Annotated in this window: 19 protein-coding genes; 9 read left to right on the forward strand and 10 right to left on the reverse strand. The window is 69.6% G+C overall.

All coding sequences use genetic code 11. From position 1 onward, the window contains the following. Nucleotides 1-15 precede the first annotated feature (15 nt). The 4 genes from PVT71_RS06095 to pncA all read right to left on the reverse strand — a co-directional run bounded on the left by PVT71_RS06095 (nt 16) and on the right by pncA (nt 4,119). Nucleotides 16-939 carry a prephenate/arogenate dehydrogenase family protein gene (locus tag PVT71_RS06095; protein ID WP_353473609.1) on the reverse strand — a complete coding sequence of 308 codons (924 nt, stop codon included), beginning with the start codon at nt 937-939 and terminating at the stop codon, nt 16-18. Continuing rightward, nucleotides 936-2,021 (reverse strand): histidinol-phosphate transaminase, encoded by a 1,086-nt coding sequence (hisC, locus tag PVT71_RS06100; protein ID WP_353473610.1) that lies wholly within the window; start codon nt 2,019-2,021, stop codon nt 936-938. The genes PVT71_RS06095 and hisC overlap by 4 nt, the downstream gene beginning before the upstream one ends. A gap of 86 nt (nt 2,022-2,107) precedes the next feature. Beyond that, on the reverse strand, nt 2,108-3,397 hold the full coding sequence (gene pncB / locus PVT71_RS06105) for a nicotinate phosphoribosyltransferase (protein ID WP_353473611.1): 1,290 nt from the start codon (nt 3,395-3,397) through the stop codon (nt 2,108-2,110). A 119-nt stretch (nt 3,398-3,516) separates the two neighbouring features. Next, the gene (gene pncA, locus PVT71_RS06110; protein WP_353473612.1) at nt 3,517-4,119 is read right to left on the reverse strand and encodes a bifunctional nicotinamidase/pyrazinamidase; all 603 of its coding nucleotides are present in this window, start codon (nt 4,117-4,119) and stop codon (nt 3,517-3,519) included. A gap of 122 nt (nt 4,120-4,241) precedes the next feature. Between pncA and PVT71_RS06115 the strand changes: the two genes are divergently transcribed. Further along, on the forward strand, nt 4,242-5,165 hold the full coding sequence (locus tag PVT71_RS06115; protein ID WP_353473613.1) for a rhodanese-related sulfurtransferase: 924 nt from the start codon (nt 4,242-4,244) through the stop codon (nt 5,163-5,165). A gap of 96 nt (nt 5,166-5,261) precedes the next feature. On the opposite strand, the gene fliP is transcribed toward PVT71_RS06115, so the two are convergent. Genes fliP through fliF form a run of 4 tightly spaced genes read right to left on the reverse strand, consistent with a single transcriptional unit; the run spans nt 5,262 to nt 8,521 of the window. After that, complete coding sequence (fliP, locus tag PVT71_RS06120; RefSeq protein WP_353473614.1) at nt 5,262-5,999, reverse strand: flagellar type III secretion system pore protein FliP; 738 nt, start codon at nt 5,997-5,999, stop codon at nt 5,262-5,264. A 2-nt stretch (nt 6,000-6,001) separates the two neighbouring features. Then, nucleotides 6,002-6,325 (reverse strand): FliM/FliN family flagellar motor switch protein, encoded by a 324-nt coding sequence (locus tag PVT71_RS06125; RefSeq protein WP_353473615.1) that lies wholly within the window; start codon nt 6,323-6,325, stop codon nt 6,002-6,004. Continuing rightward, entirely contained in the window at nt 6,318-6,923 is a 606-nt protein-coding gene (locus tag PVT71_RS06130; RefSeq protein ID WP_353473616.1) for an ABC transporter ATP-binding protein, read from the reverse strand. Before PVT71_RS06130 ends, PVT71_RS06125 begins: the two co-directional genes overlap by 8 nt. Then, a complete protein-coding gene (gene fliF, locus PVT71_RS06135; RefSeq protein ID WP_353473617.1) occupies nt 6,920-8,521 on the reverse strand; it encodes a flagellar basal-body MS-ring/collar protein FliF in 1,602 nt (533 codons plus the stop codon). Before fliF ends, PVT71_RS06130 begins: the two co-directional genes overlap by 4 nt. Nucleotides 8,522-8,673: 152 nt before the next feature. On the opposite strand from fliF, the gene PVT71_RS06140 reads away from it, so the two are divergent. From PVT71_RS06140 to PVT71_RS06150, 3 genes are read left to right on the forward strand one after another with little or no spacing between them, the layout of a single operon-like run. Then, nucleotides 8,674-9,231 carry a flagellar basal body-associated FliL family protein gene (locus PVT71_RS06140; protein WP_353473618.1) on the forward strand — a complete coding sequence of 186 codons (558 nt, stop codon included), beginning with the start codon at nt 8,674-8,676 and terminating at the stop codon, nt 9,229-9,231. Between the two features lie 10 nt (nt 9,232-9,241). Next, a complete protein-coding gene (locus PVT71_RS06145) occupies nt 9,242-9,598 on the forward strand; it encodes a hypothetical protein (protein ID WP_353473619.1) in 357 nt (118 codons plus the stop codon). Next, entirely contained in the window at nt 9,598-10,206 is a 609-nt protein-coding gene (locus PVT71_RS06150) for a hypothetical protein (protein WP_353473620.1), read from the forward strand. The genes PVT71_RS06145 and PVT71_RS06150 overlap by 1 nt, the downstream gene beginning before the upstream one ends. A gap of 21 nt (nt 10,207-10,227) precedes the next feature. On the opposite strand, the gene trxC is transcribed toward PVT71_RS06150, so the two are convergent. Further along, complete coding sequence (trxC, locus tag PVT71_RS06155; protein WP_353473621.1) at nt 10,228-10,665, reverse strand: thioredoxin TrxC; 438 nt, start codon at nt 10,663-10,665, stop codon at nt 10,228-10,230. Between the two features lie 139 nt (nt 10,666-10,804). Here trxC and PVT71_RS06160 point away from each other — a divergent pair, with 139 nt between their 5' ends. Beyond that, a complete protein-coding gene (locus PVT71_RS06160) occupies nt 10,805-11,365 on the forward strand; it encodes a L,D-transpeptidase (RefSeq protein ID WP_353473622.1) in 561 nt (186 codons plus the stop codon). A 207-nt stretch (nt 11,366-11,572) separates the two neighbouring features. Then, complete coding sequence (locus PVT71_RS06165; RefSeq protein ID WP_353473623.1) at nt 11,573-11,773, forward strand: hypothetical protein; 201 nt, start codon at nt 11,573-11,575, stop codon at nt 11,771-11,773. An 88-nt stretch (nt 11,774-11,861) separates the two neighbouring features. On the opposite strand, the gene PVT71_RS06170 is transcribed toward PVT71_RS06165, so the two are convergent. Beyond that, nucleotides 11,862-12,533, reverse strand: coding sequence for an arylesterase (locus tag PVT71_RS06170; RefSeq protein WP_353473624.1), 672 nt, complete (start codon nt 12,531-12,533; stop codon nt 11,862-11,864). Nucleotides 12,534-12,552: 19 nt separating this feature from the next. Between PVT71_RS06170 and PVT71_RS06175 the strand changes: the two genes are divergently transcribed. From PVT71_RS06175 to PVT71_RS06185, 3 genes are all read left to right on the forward strand, one after another. Further along, a complete protein-coding gene (locus PVT71_RS06175; RefSeq protein WP_353473625.1) occupies nt 12,553-13,251 on the forward strand; it encodes an ABC transporter ATP-binding protein in 699 nt (232 codons plus the stop codon). 10 nt (nt 13,252-13,261) lie between these two features. Further along, complete coding sequence (locus PVT71_RS06180; protein ID WP_353473626.1) at nt 13,262-15,787, forward strand: FtsX-like permease family protein; 2,526 nt, start codon at nt 13,262-13,264, stop codon at nt 15,785-15,787. Between the two features lie 71 nt (nt 15,788-15,858). Further along, nucleotides 15,859-16,740: an inositol monophosphatase gene (locus PVT71_RS06185; protein ID WP_353473627.1), complete on the forward strand. Its 882-nt coding sequence runs from the start codon at nt 15,859-15,861 to the stop codon at nt 16,738-16,740. Nucleotides 16,741-16,833: the final 93 nt, after the last annotated feature.

Raw genomic sequence — 16,833 nt, forward strand, 5'->3', positions numbered from 1 at the left:
CCGCTGCCCGAGAGATCATTTTTCCACCTTCACCCGTCCGAAATCCGGTGCATCCGTATCCTGCCCGGCCTGCACGATGCCGCGCCGAATTTCTCGCGTCCGGGTGAAGTAGTCAAAGAGCAATTGCCCGTCGCCCGTCCGGATGGCACGTTGCAGCGCAAAGAGCTCTTCGGTGAAACGCCCGAGGATCTCAAGCGTCGCCTGCTTGTTGGTCATGAAGACGTCGCGCCACATGGTCGGATCCGAGGCCGCGATACGGGTGAAGTCGCGGAAACCGGCGGCGGAGAACTTGATCACTTCCTGGTCCGACACGCGGCGCAGGTCGTCGGCGACCCCCACCATCGTGTAGGCGATGAGGTGCGGCACGTGGCTCACCACCGCGCAGACGAGGTCGTGGTGTTCGACCTCCATCTGCTCGGTCCGCGCGCCGAGCGCCTGCCAGAAGGCCTCGAGCCGCGCGGTCGCCTCTTCCGACGCGCCGTCCGGCACGATCAGGCACCAGCGATTGTCATAAAGCGAGGCGAAGCCCGCGTCGGGGCCGGAATGCTCGGTGCCCGCCATCGGGTGGGCGGGGACGAAATCCACCCCCTCGGGCAGGTGCGGGCGCACCGCCTCGATGACTTCCTTCTTCACCGAGCCCACGTCGGTCACGGTGCAGCCGGGCTTGAGGAAGGGGGCAATGGTCTCGGCGATCGGGCCCATGGCGCCCACCGGTACGGCAAGGATCACCAGGTCGGCATCCTTCACCGCCTCCTCGGCACTGTCCACGATCTCGTGGCAGAGGCCGAGGCGCTTCGCGGTCTCGCGCGTCTCTGCCGAGCGCGCGTAGCCGGTCACGTGGGCCTCCATGCCCGCGCGCTTCATCGCCCAGAAGATCGACGAGGCGATGAGGCCGAGGCCGATCAGCGCGACGCGCTGGTAGCTCTGCGTCTCGCTCATCGTGCGCCGGCCTTGAACTGCCCCACCAGATGCGCGACGCGGCGGCACGAGGCCTCGTCGCCGACGGTGATGCGCAGCGCGTGCGGCAGGCCGTAGCCGGTGGTGCGGCGCACGATCACGCCCTGCGACTGGAGGAAGGCATCACAGGCCTCGGCCTCGGCCTGCGAGCCGAAGCGGGCGAGGATGAAGTTCGCGGTCGAGGCATCCGACGACACGCCATGCTCGGCCAGCGCCTCGCCCAGCCAGGCGCGCATCCGGGCGTTCTCGGTGCGGCATTTCTCGACATAGGCGGTGTCGCGGATCGAGGCCTCGGCGGCGACCAGCGTCAGGCCGGCCACGTTGAACGGGCCGCGCACGCGGTTCAGCACGTCGACGATCTGCTGCGGGCCGTAGCCCCAGCCGATGCGCATCCCGCCCAGCCCGTAGAGCTTCGAGAAGGTGCGCGTCATGAAGACGTTGGGCCGGTCGGTGGCAAGCTTGGCGCCGCCGTCGTAGCCCTCGACATATTCAGCGTAGGCGCTGTCGATCACCAGCATGGCGGTCTCGGGAATGCCGTTCGCCAGCCGCTCGAGCTCGGCGAGGCCGATCATCGTGCCGGTCGGGTTGGCGGGGTTGGCAACGAAGATCAGCCGGGTGCGCTCGGTGCAGGCGGCGAGGATGTTGTCGACGCTGACCACGCGGTCCTGCTCGGCCACCTCGATCGGGGTCGCGCCCGCGGCCATGGCCGAGATCTTGTGCATGGCAAAGCCGTGCTCGGTGTGGATCACCTCGGTGCCCGGCCCGGCATAGGCCTGGCAGAGGAAGGCGATGATCTCGTCCGAGCCCGCGCCGCAGATGATGCGCTGCGGGTCGAGCCCCCAGACATCGCCGATCGCCTGGCGCAGTTCGGTATGATCCGAGGAAGGATAGCGATGCATTTCCTGCACCACGCGCCGCACCGCTTCCTGCGCCGCCGGGGACGGGCCGAAGGGGTTCTCGTTCGAGCTGAGCTTGATGACGTTCGAGACGCCCGCCACATGCGACGAGCCGCCGACGTAGAGCTCGATGTCCATGATGCCGGGTTGCGGTTCGATGCCAGCCATTGTGCGGTCTTTCCTCAGGTAAGAGTGCCGCGCCGTCATAGCGCGACGCCGCGGCACATGCCAGACTTGGAAGGGGAGGGGCGCGATCAGACCACGACGTCGCGGCGCTGCTGCTCGCCGACCTCGAAGACGCGCTTGTAGCGGGCGATCTCGTCCTCGGGGCCCATGGCCTTGTTGGGGTTGTCCGAGAGCTTCACCGTCGGCCGGCCGTTGGCGCTGACCGCCTTGCAGACGAGGCTGAAGGGCGCCAGCCGGTCGTCGGGCGCAAGCCCGCGGAAGTCGTTGGTCAGCAGCGTGCCCCAGCCGAAGGACACCCGCACCCGGCCCGAGAACTTGTGGTAGAGTTCGAGGATCTTCTCCTCGTCGAGCCCGTCCGAGAAGATCACCAGCTTCTCGCGCGGGTCCTCGCCGCGCTCCTGCCACCAGCGGATGGCGATCTCGGCCCCGGTCTCGGGATCGCCGCTGTCGATGCGGATGCCGGTCCAGCCGGCCAGCCAGTCGGGCGCGTTCCGCAGGAACCCCTCGGTGCCGTAGGTGTCGGGCAGGATCATCCGCAGGTTGCCCTCGTGCTCGCGGTGCCAGTCGGCGAGCACGTCGTAGGGCGCGCGGGCCAGCGCCGCGTCATCCTCGGCCAGTGCGGCATAGACCATCGGCAGCTCGTGGGCGTTGGTGCCGATCGCTTCCAGGTCGCGGTTCTTGGCGATGAGGCAGTTCGAGGTGCCGGTGAAGCCCGCGCCCAGCCCCTCGATCATCGCCTGCACGCACCAGTCCTGCCACAGGAAGCTGTGGCGGCGGCGGGTTCCGAAATCGGCGATCTTGATGCCCGGCTCCTGCCGCAGCCGCTCGATCTTCTCCCAGAGCTTGGTCGCGGCGCGGGCGTAGAGCACCTGCAGCTCGAACTTGCCCATGTGGTTGAGCACGGCGCGGCCGCGCAGTTCCATCAGCACCGCGAGCGCGGGGATCTCCCAGAGCATGACCTCGGGCCAGCTGCCCTCGAAGGTCAGCTCGTACTGGTCGCCGACGCGCTCGAGGAAATAGGGCGGCAGGCGCAGCTTCTCGAACCATTCCATGAAATCCGGGCGGAACATCTGGCGCTTGCCGTAGAAGGTGTTGCCGCGCAGCCATGTGCTTTCCCCGCGCGACAGGCTGAGCGAGCGGATGTGGTCGAGCTGCTCGCGCAATTCGCCCTCGTCGATCAGCTTGGCCAGCGGCACGTTGCTCGAGCGGTTGATCAGGCTGAAGGTCACCTGCGTGTCGCGCCGGTTGTGGTAGACCGACTGGCACATCAGCAGCTTGTAGAAATCGGTGTCGATCAGCGACCGGACGATCGGGTCGATCTTCCAGCGATGGTTCCAGACTCGGGTTGCGATTTCCACGGCGCACACTCCTCACGGGCAGTCGGAGCCCCTGTTACGCGAATGTGACAGGAAGGGCCAAGCGCTTTCTGCCGTTCAGGCAACGGCTTGAGGGGCGGATTGTTCCTTTCGCAGGCGGCTCAGGCGGCGTGCGACAGCGTCACGCCCGCCCCCTGCATCCCCGCGCGGGCGGCCGCGAGCGAGCCCTGCAGGTCGATCGCGCGGCAGAGGTCCTCGCGCACGGTGACGGCAAAGCCGAGCCGCGCCGCGTCGAGTGCCGAGTAGTTGACGCAGAAATCCGTCGCGAGCCCGACGAGGGTCAGCCGCTCGATCCCGCGCGTGTGCAGGTAGCCCTCGAGCCCAGTGGGCGTGCGGCGGTCGTTCTCGAAAAAGGCGGAATAGCTGTCGATCGCCGGGTTGAAGCCCTTGCGGATCATGAGATCGGCGCAGTCGGTGTTCAGCGCCGGGTGAAAGGCGGCGCCCGCGCTGCCGATCACGCAATGGTCGGGCCAGAGCACCTGCGGGCCGTAGGGCATCTCGGTCAGCTCGTAGGGCGCCTTGCCGGCATGCGCGCTGGCAAAGGAGGAATGCCCCGCCGGGTGCCAGTCCTGCGTCAGGATCACCGCGTCGAAGCCGGCCATCAGCGCGTTGATCGGGGCGACGATCTCGTCCCCGCCGGGCACGGCAAGCGCGCCGCCGGGGCAGAAATCGGTCTGGACGTCGATGACGATGAGCGCGTGCATGGCCTGAACTCCGGAGAACCGCGTTACCTTTCCAGAGGCTTACGCGTCGCGCCGCGGGCCCGTCAATGCTGCGGCAATCCGGTCGCTTGCCCGACTCGGACCTTGGGCGTAAACGCGCCCGCATGTTCACAGTCTGCGCCCTCTACCACTTCACCCGTTTCGACGATCCCGCCGCCCTGCGCGGCCCGCTTCTGGACCTGTGCCTCGCGCAGGCCGTCACCGGCACGCTGCTGCTCGCTGGCGAGGGGATCAACGGCACCATCGCCGGCCCGCGTGCCGGGATCGACGCGGTGCTCGCGCATCTGCGGGCGCTGCCCGGCTGCGCCGATCTGGAATGGAAATTCTCCGAGGCTTCCGAGCGCCCCTTCGCCCGCATGAAGGTACGGCTGAAGAAGGAGATCGTCACCATGGGCCAGCCCGGCGTCGATCCGCGCGCGCGCGTCGGCCATTACGTCGCGCCCGCCGACTGGAACGCGCTGATCCGCTCGCCCGACGTGGCGGTGATCGACACGCGCAACGATTACGAGATCGCCATCGGCACCTTCGAGGGCGCGGTCGATCCGCAGACCGCCTCGTTCCGCGAGTTCCCCGAGTGGTGGGAGCAGAACAAGGAGCGCTTCCACAACAAGCGCATCGCCATGTTCTGCACCGGCGGCATCCGCTGCGAGAAATCGACGAACTACCTGCTGAGCCAGGGGGTCGAGGACGTCTACCACCTCAAGGGCGGCATCCTGAAATACCTCGAGGAGGTCCCTGAGGAAGAGAGCAGCTGGCAGGGCAGTTGCTTCGTCTTCGACGGGCGCGTCTCGGTCGAACACGGGCTGCGCGAGGGGCCGCACGAGCTTTGCCACGCCTGCCGCCGCCCGATCCTGCCCGAGGACCGCGCCCGCCCCGACTTCGAGGAGGGCGTCTCCTGCCATCACTGCATCGCCGAGACCTCGGACGAGGACAAGGCGCGGTTCCGCGAGCGGCAGAAGCAGATCGCGCTCTCCCGGTCGCGCGGCGAGCGGCACCTGCACGCCGACACGCCGGGCGAGGGGCTCTGACCCTTTCCGGCGCGTCCCGGTTGTTTCCCGGTTTGACATGAAGACCTCCCGCGGCACCCGCCTGCGGGAGGTTTCGTTTCCGGGGACCCGCGCCGCTCAGAAATAGCTCCGCACCAGCGCACCCGAGAGCAGCGACCAGCCGTCGGCGATGACGAAGAAGGCGAGCTTGAAGGGCAGCGAGACGATCGCCGGCGGCACCATCATCATCCCCATGGACATCAGCACCGCCGCGACCACGAGGTCGATGATCAGGAAGGGCAGGAAGATCAGGAAGCCCACCTGGAAGGCGCGGGCGATCTCCGAGAGCATGAAGCTGGGGATGAGCAGCGAGAGCGGCGCCTCGGGGGCGAGCGCGGTTCCCCCGGTTCCGGGCCGCAGCTCGGACATGGTCTCGAAGGTGGCCGGATCGCAGCGCCCGGCCATGAAAGCGCGGAACGGGGCGATGGTCCGCTCGGTCGCCTCCACCAGCTCGATCCGCTCGTCTAGCAGCGGCGCGATCCCCTGAGTCCACGCTTCGGTGAAGGTCGGCTCCATCACGAAGAAGGTGAGGAAAAGCGCAAGGCTGACGATCAACATGTTCGGCGGCGACTGCTGCAATCCCAGCGCCTGGCGCAGGATCGCCAGCACGGTCACGATGAAGGGAAAGCAGGTCACCATGACCGCGATGCCCGGCGCGAGGCTGAGCAGGGTGATCAGCGCGATGAGCTGCAGGCTGACCGCGGTGACCGAGCCGCTCTCGCCGAGGTCGACCGAGATCTGCTGCGCCGCCGCAATGCCGGAAAGCAGCAGGAGCAGCGGCGGGGCCAGTGCAGCGGCGAGGAGAAGGCGGCGCATGGTCAGCCCGGGCTCTGGATGTCCATCACCTCGAGCAGGCGCACCGCGAGTTGCGCATTCTCGCCCTCGCCGGTGACCTCGAGCGCGCCGGTGCCGATCAGCTTGTCCCCGACGAAGAGCTCGACCGGGTCCTCGAGCCGGCGGTCGAGGGTCAGTACCGAGCCTTCGCCCAGGGTGAGCAACTCGCGCACCAGCGGGCGGGCGCGGCCGACCGACACGGTGATCTCGATCGGGACCGAGGTGAAGGCCGCCCCCGGGCTTCGTCCTCCGCGTCCCGCCCCGCCTTCACCGGGCAAGGCGCCGGGGCCTTCCGCAATCTCATCCATGCGCCGCGTTCCTCCGATTGTCATGGGCAAACCCCTCGACCGCGCGGCTCACCTCCTGCAGGAGGCCGCTGAGGTCGATCTGCCGTTCCGTCTCGCCGAAGCGCAGGTCGGCCTGCCCCTCGGCCAGGGTCTCGTCCTCCTCGAGCCGCAGCGGGAAGCCGAAATCCCGGGCGAGCAGCGGCGCGACCTGCGCCGCGGTGCCGGGGGCGACCGCGATCACCACCTCGCGCCGCGCGATCTCCTCGGCCATCTGCGCGAGCTGCTCGCTCAGGTGCAGTCCCAGCGTCTCGTGCAGCAGGCCGGGAAGCAGGGCGCGCAGCATCTCTTCGAGCAGCGGCGTCACCCCGTCAAGCACCTGCCGGTAGGCCTCGTTGTAGGTGAAGGAGAGGTCCTGCAGGTTCTGCGCGAAGTCGCTGGAAATGCGGCCGGTCTCCTCGGACTGCGCCTTGATCGCGTCGTCCCAGCCGGCGCGGTAGCCGGTGTCGAAGGACTCGAGCTTCGCGGTCTCGACCTCGGCCTCGCCCGGCGCGTCGCGGGAGGAGGCCATCCCCGCGGCCGGGGTGGAAAAATCCTCGAAGTAGCTGCGCAGGTCGCTCACTTCGCCTCTTCCTTCTCGTCAAGCCAGCTGCGCAGGATCTCGACCGTCTCGGTCTTGCGCTCCTCGATGAGGGCGCGCAGCCGGTCGACCGGGTCGGCCTCGGCGGGCGAGTCGAAATCCACCATGCCGAGCCCGCCGAAATCGGGGCCGCTGCCGAGGGTGGCAAGCGGCGCGAAATCGTCGCCCTCGTCGATCTCGCCGGTGAGGGCCATCTGCGCCGGCTCCGCGCCGGGCAGGGCGAGCGGGGCCGCGCCGCCGCCCCGGCCCGAGAGGATCGGGCGCACGACGAAGAGACCGAGCACCAGCGCCACGGTGGCCAGGACGCCGAGCTGGATCAGCGTCATCGGGTCCAGCGGCACCGCGAACCAGCCGGGCTCGATCGGCCCGGTGCCGAGGCCCTCGGGGCGCTCGAACGGCAGCGAGCGCAGGGTGATCTCGTCGCCGCGGGCCGCGTCGAAGCCGACGGCGGAGGCGACGAGGTCGCGCAGCGCGGCCAGCTCGGCGTCGGGCAGGGGCACGAAGCTCTGCGTGCCGTCGGCGGCGGTCGCGAAACTGCCGTTGACCAGCACCGCGACGGTCAGCCGCCGCACCGCTCCCGGCACGCGGGTGACCTCGCGCATGGTCTCGGACACCTCGTAATTCACCCGCTCGCGCGAATCGGTGCTCTGGCTCGACGAGCTCTGGTTCCCGCCGGCCTGGCCGTCGGGAAGGTTCGAGGCGACCGTCACGCCGGGGCTGCCGCTGTTCTGGTCGTTGCTGCTTTCCTGCTCGGTGTCGGTGGAGATCGCGACGCGCCCCGCGGGATCGAAGCGCCGCTCGCGGATCGATTCGCTCTCGGTGACCGTGTCGACGCTGACCTCGACCACCGCATTGCCCGCCCCGACGCGGGCCTCGACCAGGCGCTGCACGCGGTCGCGCAGCGCCACGGCGCGGTCCTCGGCGCTGGGCCCGCCGCCGGGATCGTCCTCGGTGCCGATGAGCCCGCCGGCGCTGTCGATGACCGCCACCTGGTCGGGCACCAGCCCGGGCACGGCGGAGGCCACGAGGTATTTCAGCGCACGCGCCTGGGCGGGGGTGATCGCGGCGCCGCTGGCACTGACCGAGATCGAGGCCGAGGGGGTGACGTCGCGCTGGAACGGATTGGCGCTGGAATTGGCGATGTGGACCCGGGCGGTGGCGATGAACGGGCTGGCGACGATGGTGCGCGCCAGCTCGCCCTCCTTCGCACGCCAGTAGGCGGCGTCGAACATCTGCGAGGTGGTACCGAAACCCGAGAGCGTATCGAGCAGTTCGTAGCCCTGGGTGCTGTTCGCCGGCAGCCCCTCGCTGGCGAGGGTCATGCGCAGCGCGTCGCGTTGGCTGTCGGGAACGAAGATCGCGCCGCCGCGCACCTCGTAGGGGACGCCGCGCGATTCGAGCGCCTCGACCACCTCGCCCGCGGCGCCGTTCTCGAGTCCGGCGTAGAGCAGCGACATCGGGGGAGAGCCCGCGACCTTCGCCAGCCCGAACACCGCGAGAATCATCGCGAGCGTGGCACCGATGACCACCGCGCGGCGGCGCGGGGTGAGCGCGTTCCAGACTGTCGCGAGCTGCTGCAAGAAGTCCTCCGTCCTGTCTGCCCTGCCTTTCGGCGCGCCCTTTGCCGGCCGGCCAGCGGCAGCGTCGGACAGAGGCATGTTTGGCCGAGCGGACTTAAGAATCGGTTAGCCTCTCCAGCCCTATAAGCGCTGAGCGAGAGATGAGGTGTCCCATGACCGACGCCACCGCCGACGCGGCCGGCGAAGACGATGCGCCGCGCAGGAAAGGTTCGAAACTTCCGCTCCTGATCGGGCTGCTGCTTGCCCTGCTCGGAGGTGGCGGCGGCTTTTTTGCCGCCTTCTCCGGGATGCTGCCGCTTGGCGGGGGGCCTTCCGCAGGGGCCTCCGAAGGTCACGGCGGCGCTGCCGGGACGGGGCACGACGCCGCGCCGGACGGCGCGCATGGCGACGCGCATGGCGGGGCCCCGGGGGCGGCGGGCTTCATCGAGTTGCCGCAGCTGGTCGCCTCGCTGGGGCCGGTCACGGCGCTGCATCACCTGCGCTTCACGGCGCAGCTCGAGGTCGCGCCGGAACACCAGGCGGCCATCACGCAGCTGATGCCGCGCATCCTCGACGTGCTGAACACCTACCTGCGCGCGCTGGAGCCGGGGGACGTCGAGGCGCAGGGCGCGCTCATCCGGCTCCGGGCGCAGATGCTGCGCCGCATCCAGATGGTCGCCGGAGAGGACCGTGTCCACGATCTTCTGGTGACCGAATTCGTCTTGAACTGAGGGGGCTCGAATGGAGACGATTGCCGATATTCTGCTTGCTGCCGGGGCACTTGGCACCGGGTTCTACTGTTTCATCCTGTCGCGGCGGCTGACCCGGTTCACCGATCTCGAGCAGGGCGTCGGCGGGGCCGTCGCCGTGCTGTCGGCGCAGGTCGACGACCTGACCCGCACGCTGGACGCGGCCCGGCAGACCGCCGGGGAATCCGGCGAAGTGCTGTCTGGGCTGACCACGCGGGCCGAGCAGGTGGCGCAGCGGCTCGAGCTTCACATCGCCTCGATGCATGACCTGCCGGAGGCGGCGGGAGAGAAGGCGAAGGCCGACGGCGAGCCGGTCTTCCTGCGCCATTCGCGCGGCGGCGCGGCGTGATGTTGCGCGGGATGGTGCCCGGCCGGGGGCGGGGCGTTCTGGCGGTGCTTGGCGCATTGCTGGTCGCCTCGGCGCTCGTCCGCATCGGAACCGGCGCCGCGCATGCCCTCGACAGCCTGCCGAAGGAAGCGGCTGCCTCGCCCGACGCCGCGGCCGTCGCGCAGGAGGCGCCCGCCGTGCCGGGAGCCTGCGTCGGCGAGAAGGACCTCGGGCCCGCGCTCGAGGCCCTGCGCGCCCGCGAGGCGCAGGTTGCACAGCGCGAGACCGAGATGCGCGACCGGGCGCAGGCGCTCAACGTCGCACAGACCACGATCGACCGGAAGCTCGCCGAGATGGAAGCGAGCGAGCAGCGGCTGCGCGCCACGCTCGCCATGGCCGAGACCGCGGCCGAGAATGACGTCGCCCAGCTCACCCAGGTCTACGCCAACATGAAGCCGCGCGAGGCGTCGGCAGTGTTCTCGCAGATGGAGCCGGATTTTGCCGCCGGCTTCCTCGGGCGGATGCGCCCCGATGCGGCCGCGGCGATCCTGTCGGGGATGGATCCGCAACTGGCCTACACGATCAGCGTCATGCTGGCGGGGCGCAATGCCAACGCGCCGAAGAACTAGCTCCCCGGCGCGCAGCGCGACTCAGGCCTTTGCAGAGGTGGCGCGCAGGGCGAAAGCCTCGATCTGCGCGGCGGGAATCGCCCCGGACTGGCGCGCGGCTTCGCGGCCCTTGCCGAAGGCGATCAGCGTCGGGATCCCGCGGATGCCGAACTGCGCGGCGGCGCTTTGGTGCTGCTCGGTGTTCAGTTTCACCAGCCGGGCCTTGCCCTTCAGCGCCGTGGCGGCCCGGGAATATTCCGGCGCCATCATTCGGCAGGGACCGCACCAGGGCGCCCAGAAATCCACGACCAGCGGCGTCTCGTCGGTGCGGATCGCCTTTGCCAGCGTCTCGGCGTCGATCTCGTGCGCCTTGCCGTCCATCAGCGCCGCGCCGCAGGTGCCGCATTTCGGCGCGGCATCAAGACGCTCTTGCGGGACACGGTTGGTCTGGCCACAATCGAGGCAGACAAGCTTGACCATTTCTCGATCTCCATACATTCATTTCATCTGATATGTGTTCTGCGCGCAATTGTGACAATACCCTTGAGTCAAACCCATTGATTTTGCGCGCCATGGACACAGACTCCGAAAGCCAGTCGTCCAATACAGAGAGTTGCCCATGATCACCCGTCGCAAATTCGTCGCCACGGCCAGCGCAGGGGCGCTTCTGGCCGCGGTAGCCCCGGCCTCCGCCTTCGCGCTCGACCCGAAATACACGCCCCAGACCGTCCGCATCCGCTCGGACATGCAGCCGGGGCAGATTCTCATCATGCCGCGCGCGCATTTCCTCTACTACGTCACCGCGCCCGGCGAGGCGCTGCGCTACGGCGTCGGCGTGGGCAAGGCCGGGCTGGAGTTCACCGGCGAGGCGGTGATCCAGGTCAAGAAGGAATGGCCGACCTGGCGCCCGACCAACGAGATGATCGAGCGCGAGCCGCAGACCTACGCCAAGTTCAAGGACAATGACTATGTCGAGCCCGGCGGCCCCGGGAACCCGCTCGGCGCGCGGGCGCTCTACCTGTTCCAGAACGGGCGCGACACGTTCTTCCGCATCCACGGCACGACCCAGCCGAACACCATCGGCTACTCGGTGTCGAACGGCTGCATCCGCATGATCAACGAGCATGTCATCGACCTCTACCAGCGCGTTCCGGTGGGCACGCGGGTCACCGTGGTCTGATTTCGGCCCATAGGCGGCACCGCAGGCGCGGAGCCCGGGACGGCGGCCTCGAAAGGGCCGCCGTTCGGCCCTTCGGCAACAGGAAAACACCGGTAAATTGCCCCATTTCGCGACCCGCAGCGCCACATTCGAGCCCGAATTCGCGGCGAGAAAAGGGGCATAAAACAGAGGCCCCGACGACCGGGACCCGAAGCGAAGGGTACGATTATGGCGATTGTTGCGCTCATGGCCGGAAGCATCTTCGGTGCGCTCTGCGGTCTCTTTTCCTGGATTTTCCTCGACAGTTCCGTGCTGAACGCCTTTGGCCTCTACCTCTCGGTGAGCCTCGTGACCGGCCTGTTCCCGCTGCTCTTCGCGACGCTGCGCGGCAACGACATGCGGACCGTCCCGGTGATCGCCCGCTCCTGATTCAGCCATAAAGACGCCGCGCCCGCGGGAGCACGGCGCGGCGCGCAGGGGCGATCTGCGGCGGAATTCCGGCACTTGACCCGAGCTTCTACCTGTCCTCGGCCTGCGCGATGAGCGCCTCGACGCTCGGACCCAGCGTCGCGACGACCCGCTTCACGCCCTCCGCGTTGGGGTGAATCCCGTCATCCTGCATCAGCGCCGAGAGCTCGGCAGGCGACGTCGCCCCCTCGCGCAGCCCGGTGAAGAAATCCGCGAAGAGCAGCGTGCCGTGCGCCTCGGAAAGCTCGGGATAGATGGCGTCGAACTGCGCCTTGTAGTCGGGGCCGTAGTTGCCCGGCGCGGTCATGCCGACCAGCAGCACCGGCAGGTTGCGCGCCTGCGCCTCGCCGAGGATGCCGTCGAGATTGCCGCGCGCGGTCGCGGGGTCGATGCCGCGCAGCATGTCGTTGCCGCCGAGCGTCACGATCATCGCGTCGATCTCGGGGGTCAGCGACCAGGCCACGCGCGAGAGCCCGCCCGCCGTCGTGTCGCCGGAGACGCCGCCGTTCACGATGGTCACCTCGTGCCCGTGCTCCGCGAGCCAGCCCTGCAGCTGCGGCACCAGACCGTCCGGCGCGGGCAGCCCGTAGCCCTGCGTCAGGCTGTCCCCGAGCGCGAGGATCTCCAGCGCCGAGGCGGGCAGGGGGGCTGCCAGAAAAGTGAGGCAGGCCGCAGCCTTGCTGAGGAGGGCAAAGCCCCCATATGTCAGTGAACGTGCCATTTCCCGAAAGGCCCTTTCGATGCCCGATCCCGTGATTGCCCTCAATGATGTCACCCTCAGCCTCAGGGGCAATGCCGGACCGGTCGAAATCCTTCACGGAATCTCGATGGAGGTCGCGCGGGGCGAGACGCTGGGGCTGATCGGGCCCTCGGGATCGGGGAAGAGCTCGCTGCTGATGGTCATGGGCGGGCTCGAAAGCGCGACGTCGGGCCGCGTGTCGGTGCTCGGGCAGGATTTCACCGGCATGGACGAGGACAAGATGGCGCGGTTCCGGCGCGATCACATGGGCGTGGTGTTCCAGTCCTTCAACCTCATCCCGACGATGACCGCGCTCGAGAATGTCGCGACGCCGCTGGAGCTGGCCGGGCACAAGGATGCCTTCGCCCGTGCCGAGGCCGAGCTCGAGCGGGTGAACCTTGGCCACCGCGCCGGGCATTACCCGTCGCAGATGTCGGGCGGTGAGCAGCAGCGCGTGGCGCTGGCCCGCGCCTCGGCGCCGAGGCCGCAGATCCTGCTGGCCGATGAGCCCACCGGCAACCTCGACGGCAGCACCGGGCAGGCGATCATGGACCTGCTCTTCGGGCTGCGCGACGAGCACGGCGCGACGCTGGTGCTGGTCACGCACTCCAACCGTCTGGCCGAGCGCTGCGACCGCGTGGTGCGGCTGACCGACGGGCGGATCGACCCCGCCGGGCTTCGGGCGCGGGCCGCCGAGTGAGGGTGGTTTCATGAGCCTCACCACCGCCGCCCGTTTCGCCCGTCGCGAGCTGCGCGGCGGCGTTCACGGCTTCCGCATCTTCATCTCTTGCCTCGCGCTCGGCGTCGCCGCCATCGCCGGGGTCGGCTCGGTGCGCACCGCCATCGAGGCGGGGCTCTCGGACCAGGGCGCGGTGCTGCTCGGCGGCGACGCGCAGGCCGAGTTCACCTACCGCTTCGCCTCGGGTGAGGAACGCGCCTGGCTCGAGGGCATCGCGACCGAGGTCTCGGAGATCACCGATTTCCGCTCCATGGCCACGGTCACACGGGACGGCGAGACCGAGCGCGGCCTGACGCAGGTGAAATCGGTCGACGAGGCCTACCCGCTGCTGGGCGAGATGCAGCTCGATCCGCCGATGCCGCTGTCGCAGGCGCTGGACGGGGGCGAGCACCCCGGCGCGGTGATGGCCCCGGTGCTGGCCGACCGGCTGGGGCTCAGGCCGGGCGACACGTTCCGGCTCGGCACGCAGGACTTCACGCTTTCGGCGGTGATCCTGCGCGAGCCCGATGACGCGGGCGACGGCTTCGGCCTCGGCCCGCGCACGCTGGTGCGCACCGCCGACCTCGGCAACAGTGGGCTCTTGGCGCCGGGATCGCTCTACGAGACCGAGTACCGCCTGCTGCTGCCGCCCGGCAGCGATCTCGACGCGCTGAAGGACGAGGCGGCGGAGCGCTACCGCGAAAGCGGCATCCGCTGGCGCGACGCGCGCAACGGCGCGCCGGGCATCTCGCGCTTCGTCGAGCGGCTCGGGCGGTTCCTCGTGCTCGTCGGCCTCTCGGGGCTGGCGGTGGGCGGCATCGGCGTCTCGGCCGCGGTGCGCGCCTATCTCGCGCGCAAGACTTCGGTGATCGCCACGCTGCGCACGCTCGGGGCGTCGCGAAACACCATCTTCCTCACCTATTTCCTGCAGATCGGCGCGCTGTCGCTGGTCGGCATCGCGCTCGGCCTCATTCTCGGCGCGGGCGTGCCGCTGCTCTTCGGCCCGCTCATTGCCAGCGCCCTGCCGGTGCCGGTGATCTTCACCGTCTACCCCGGGCCGCTGGCCGAGGCGGCGCTCTATGGCGTGCTGACCGCGCTGCTCTTCACACTCTGGCCGCTGGCCCGCACCGAGGAGGTGCGCGCCGCCACGCTGTTCCGCGACGCGCTCGACAGCGCGCGGGGCCTGCCGGCGAAGCGCTACGTCTTCGCCACGCTGGTGCTGCTGGGGCTGTTGGTGGGGGCTGCGACGCTCTTCTCGGGCGACCGCAAGATCACCCTCTGGACCGCGGGCGGGCTCATGGCGGCGCTGGTGATCCTCGCGCTGGCCGCGACCGGCATCCGCTGGCTGGCGCACCGCGCGGCACCCATGGCGCGCGGCCGCCCGGCGCTGCGTTGGGCGCTCTCGGCGATCGGCGGCCCGCGCGAGACCGCCGCCTCGGTGGTGCTATCGCTGGGGCTGGGCCTGTCGGTGCTGGCGGCCATCGGCCAGATCGACGGCAACCTGCGCGCCGCCATCTCGCGCGACCTGCCAGAAGTCGCGCCCTCGTATTTCTTCGTCGACATCCAGCCGGACCAGATCGAAGGGTTCAAGGCGCGGCTTGCCGGGGACAAGGCGGTCAGCCGGGTCGACACCGCGCCGATGCTGCGCGGCGTGCTCACCCGGATCAACGGGCGCGACGCGCGCGAGGTCGCGGGCGGGCACTGGGTGGTGCGCGGCGACCGCGGCGTCACCTACGCGGCGCAGCCGGACGCGCGCACCAAGGTCACCGTCGGAGAGTGGTGGCCCGAGGACTATTCCGGCGCGCCGCAGGTCAGCTTCGCCGCCGAGGAGGCCGCCGAGATCGGGCTCAAGCTCGGCGACGAGATCACCCTCAACATCCTTGGCCGCGACATCACCGCGACGGTCACCAGCTTCCGCGAGGTGGACTTCTCGAGCGCCGGGATCGGCTTCGTCATGACGCTGAACCCCGCCGCGCTGGCCGGGGCGCCGCACACGTGGATCTCCACGGTCTATGCCGAGCCGCAGGCCGAGGCGCAGATCCTGCGCGACCTCGCCAACGCCTATCCCAACATCACCGCGATCCGCGTGCGCGACGCCATCGACCGGGTCTCGGAACTGCTCGAGGGCGTGGCCGGGGCGATCCGCTGGGGCGCGGCGGCGACGCTGCTGACCGGCTTCCTGGTGCTGATCGGCGCGGCCTCGGCCGGCGAGGCGGCGCGCAGCTACGAGGCGGCGGTGCTGAAGACCCTCGGCGCCTCGCGCGCACGCATCCTGCAGAGCTTTGCCCTGCGCTCGGCGCTGCTCGGCGCGGCGGCGGGGGTCGTGGCGCTGGTCGCGGGCATCCTCGGGGGCTGGGCGGTGAGCCACTTCCTCATGGAGACGGAGTTCGACGTGATGTGGGGCTCGGCCTTCGGCATCATCCTCGGCGGCGCACTGGCGACGCTGCTGGCGGGGCTAGCCTTCGCCTGGCGGCCGCTGTCGGCAAGACCTGCCCGGGTTCTGCGCGCGCGCGAATAGGTGGCTTGAACCTTGCGTCAGGGGCTGGCAGTTCAGCCCTGACCAAAGGCTGAAAAGAACGGACCTCTTCCATGACCGATTCCCTGCCGATGCCGATCTCGGCCCCGATCACCCCGGCGCAGCGCACCAGCATCCTCAACCTGCTGCGCCGCGCCGCCAAGGCCGAGATCCTGCCCCGCTTCCGCGCCCTCGACCCGTCCGAGATCTCCGAGAAGACCGGGCGGCAGGACCTCGTGACCGCCGCCGACAAGGGCGCCGAGGCGATGATCGCGCGCGGCCTGCAGCGCATGTACCCGCACGCGCTGATCGTCGGCGAGGAGGCGGTGGCCGAGCATCCCGAGATCCGCGACCGCATCGGCGACGCGGAACTGGCCTTCACCATCGACCCGGTGGACGGGACGTGGAACTACGCGCACGGGCTCGCGACCTTCGGCATCATCCTGTCGGCCACGCGCTTCGGCGTTCCGGTCTTCGGGATGATCTACGATCCGATCATGGACGATGTGGTCATCGCCGAGACCGGCGGCCCGGCCGAGCTGCTCTTCCCGCGCCGCCGCCTGAGCCGTCACCTCTCGGTCTCGCCCGGCGGGCAGCTTTCCGAGCTGCAGGGCTTCGTGCCGCTCTACCTCTTCCCCGAGGAGAAGCAGGCGCAGGCCGCCGCCGTGCTGCCGCGCTTCGAGCGCAGCCACACGCTGCGCTGCTCGGCGCACGAGTTCCGGCTCTTCGCGCAGGGCTCGGTGGACTTCCTCTTCTCGGCGCGGCTGACCCCCTGGGACCACGCCGCGGGGGCGCTGATCTCGAAATGCGCGGGCGGCCACGTGGCGATGCTCGACGGCTCGGACTACAACGCCAAGCTGCGCGAGGGCGTGCTGCTCTGCGCCTCCAACAAGGAGACCTGGGAGCGCATCCGCGACGCCTTTTCATTCCTGCTGGAGGCGCCCGCGACGGCCTGAGCCGCGGTGCAGGACGAACGAAAAGGGCGGGACCGAGGTCCCGCCCTTTTGCGTTGAAAGCCTTCGGCTTTGCCTCCGGCGGGGATATTTGGA

Source organism: Salipiger sp. H15 (assembly GCF_040409955.1).
Taxonomy (GTDB): domain Bacteria; phylum Pseudomonadota; class Alphaproteobacteria; order Rhodobacterales; family Rhodobacteraceae; genus Salipiger.

What these genes read in the sequence shown, in the direction of transcription:
- PVT71_RS06095 (WP_353473609.1), bottom strand. Translation starts at nt 939, where the DNA reads ATGAGCGAGACGCAGAGCTACCAGCGCGTCGCGCTGATCGGCCTCGGC.
- hisC (WP_353473610.1), bottom strand. Translation starts at nt 2,021, where the DNA reads ATGGCTGGCATCGAACCGCAACCCGGCATCATGGACATCGAGCTCTAC.
- pncA (WP_353473612.1), bottom strand. Translation starts at nt 4,119, where the DNA reads ATGCACGCGCTCATCGTCATCGACGTCCAGACCGATTTCTGCCCCGGC.
- PVT71_RS06115 (WP_353473613.1), top strand. Translation starts at nt 4,242, where the DNA reads ATGTTCACAGTCTGCGCCCTCTACCACTTCACCCGTTTCGACGATCCC.
- fliP (WP_353473614.1), bottom strand. Translation starts at nt 5,999, where the DNA reads ATGCGCCGCCTTCTCCTCGCCGCTGCACTGGCCCCGCCGCTGCTCCTG.
- PVT71_RS06125 (WP_353473615.1), bottom strand. Translation starts at nt 6,325, where the DNA reads ATGGATGAGATTGCGGAAGGCCCCGGCGCCTTGCCCGGTGAAGGCGGG.
- PVT71_RS06140 (WP_353473618.1), top strand. Translation starts at nt 8,674, where the DNA reads ATGACCGACGCCACCGCCGACGCGGCCGGCGAAGACGATGCGCCGCGC.
- PVT71_RS06145 (WP_353473619.1), top strand. Translation starts at nt 9,242, where the DNA reads ATGGAGACGATTGCCGATATTCTGCTTGCTGCCGGGGCACTTGGCACC.
- PVT71_RS06150 (WP_353473620.1), top strand. Translation starts at nt 9,598, where the DNA reads ATGTTGCGCGGGATGGTGCCCGGCCGGGGGCGGGGCGTTCTGGCGGTG.
- trxC (WP_353473621.1), bottom strand. Translation starts at nt 10,665, where the DNA reads ATGGTCAAGCTTGTCTGCCTCGATTGTGGCCAGACCAACCGTGTCCCG.
- PVT71_RS06160 (WP_353473622.1), top strand. Translation starts at nt 10,805, where the DNA reads ATGATCACCCGTCGCAAATTCGTCGCCACGGCCAGCGCAGGGGCGCTT.
- PVT71_RS06165 (WP_353473623.1), top strand. Translation starts at nt 11,573, where the DNA reads ATGGCGATTGTTGCGCTCATGGCCGGAAGCATCTTCGGTGCGCTCTGC.
- PVT71_RS06170 (WP_353473624.1), bottom strand. Translation starts at nt 12,533, where the DNA reads ATGGCACGTTCACTGACATATGGGGGCTTTGCCCTCCTCAGCAAGGCT.
- PVT71_RS06175 (WP_353473625.1), top strand. Translation starts at nt 12,553, where the DNA reads ATGCCCGATCCCGTGATTGCCCTCAATGATGTCACCCTCAGCCTCAGG.
- PVT71_RS06180 (WP_353473626.1), top strand. Translation starts at nt 13,262, where the DNA reads ATGAGCCTCACCACCGCCGCCCGTTTCGCCCGTCGCGAGCTGCGCGGC.
- PVT71_RS06185 (WP_353473627.1), top strand. Translation starts at nt 15,859, where the DNA reads ATGACCGATTCCCTGCCGATGCCGATCTCGGCCCCGATCACCCCGGCG.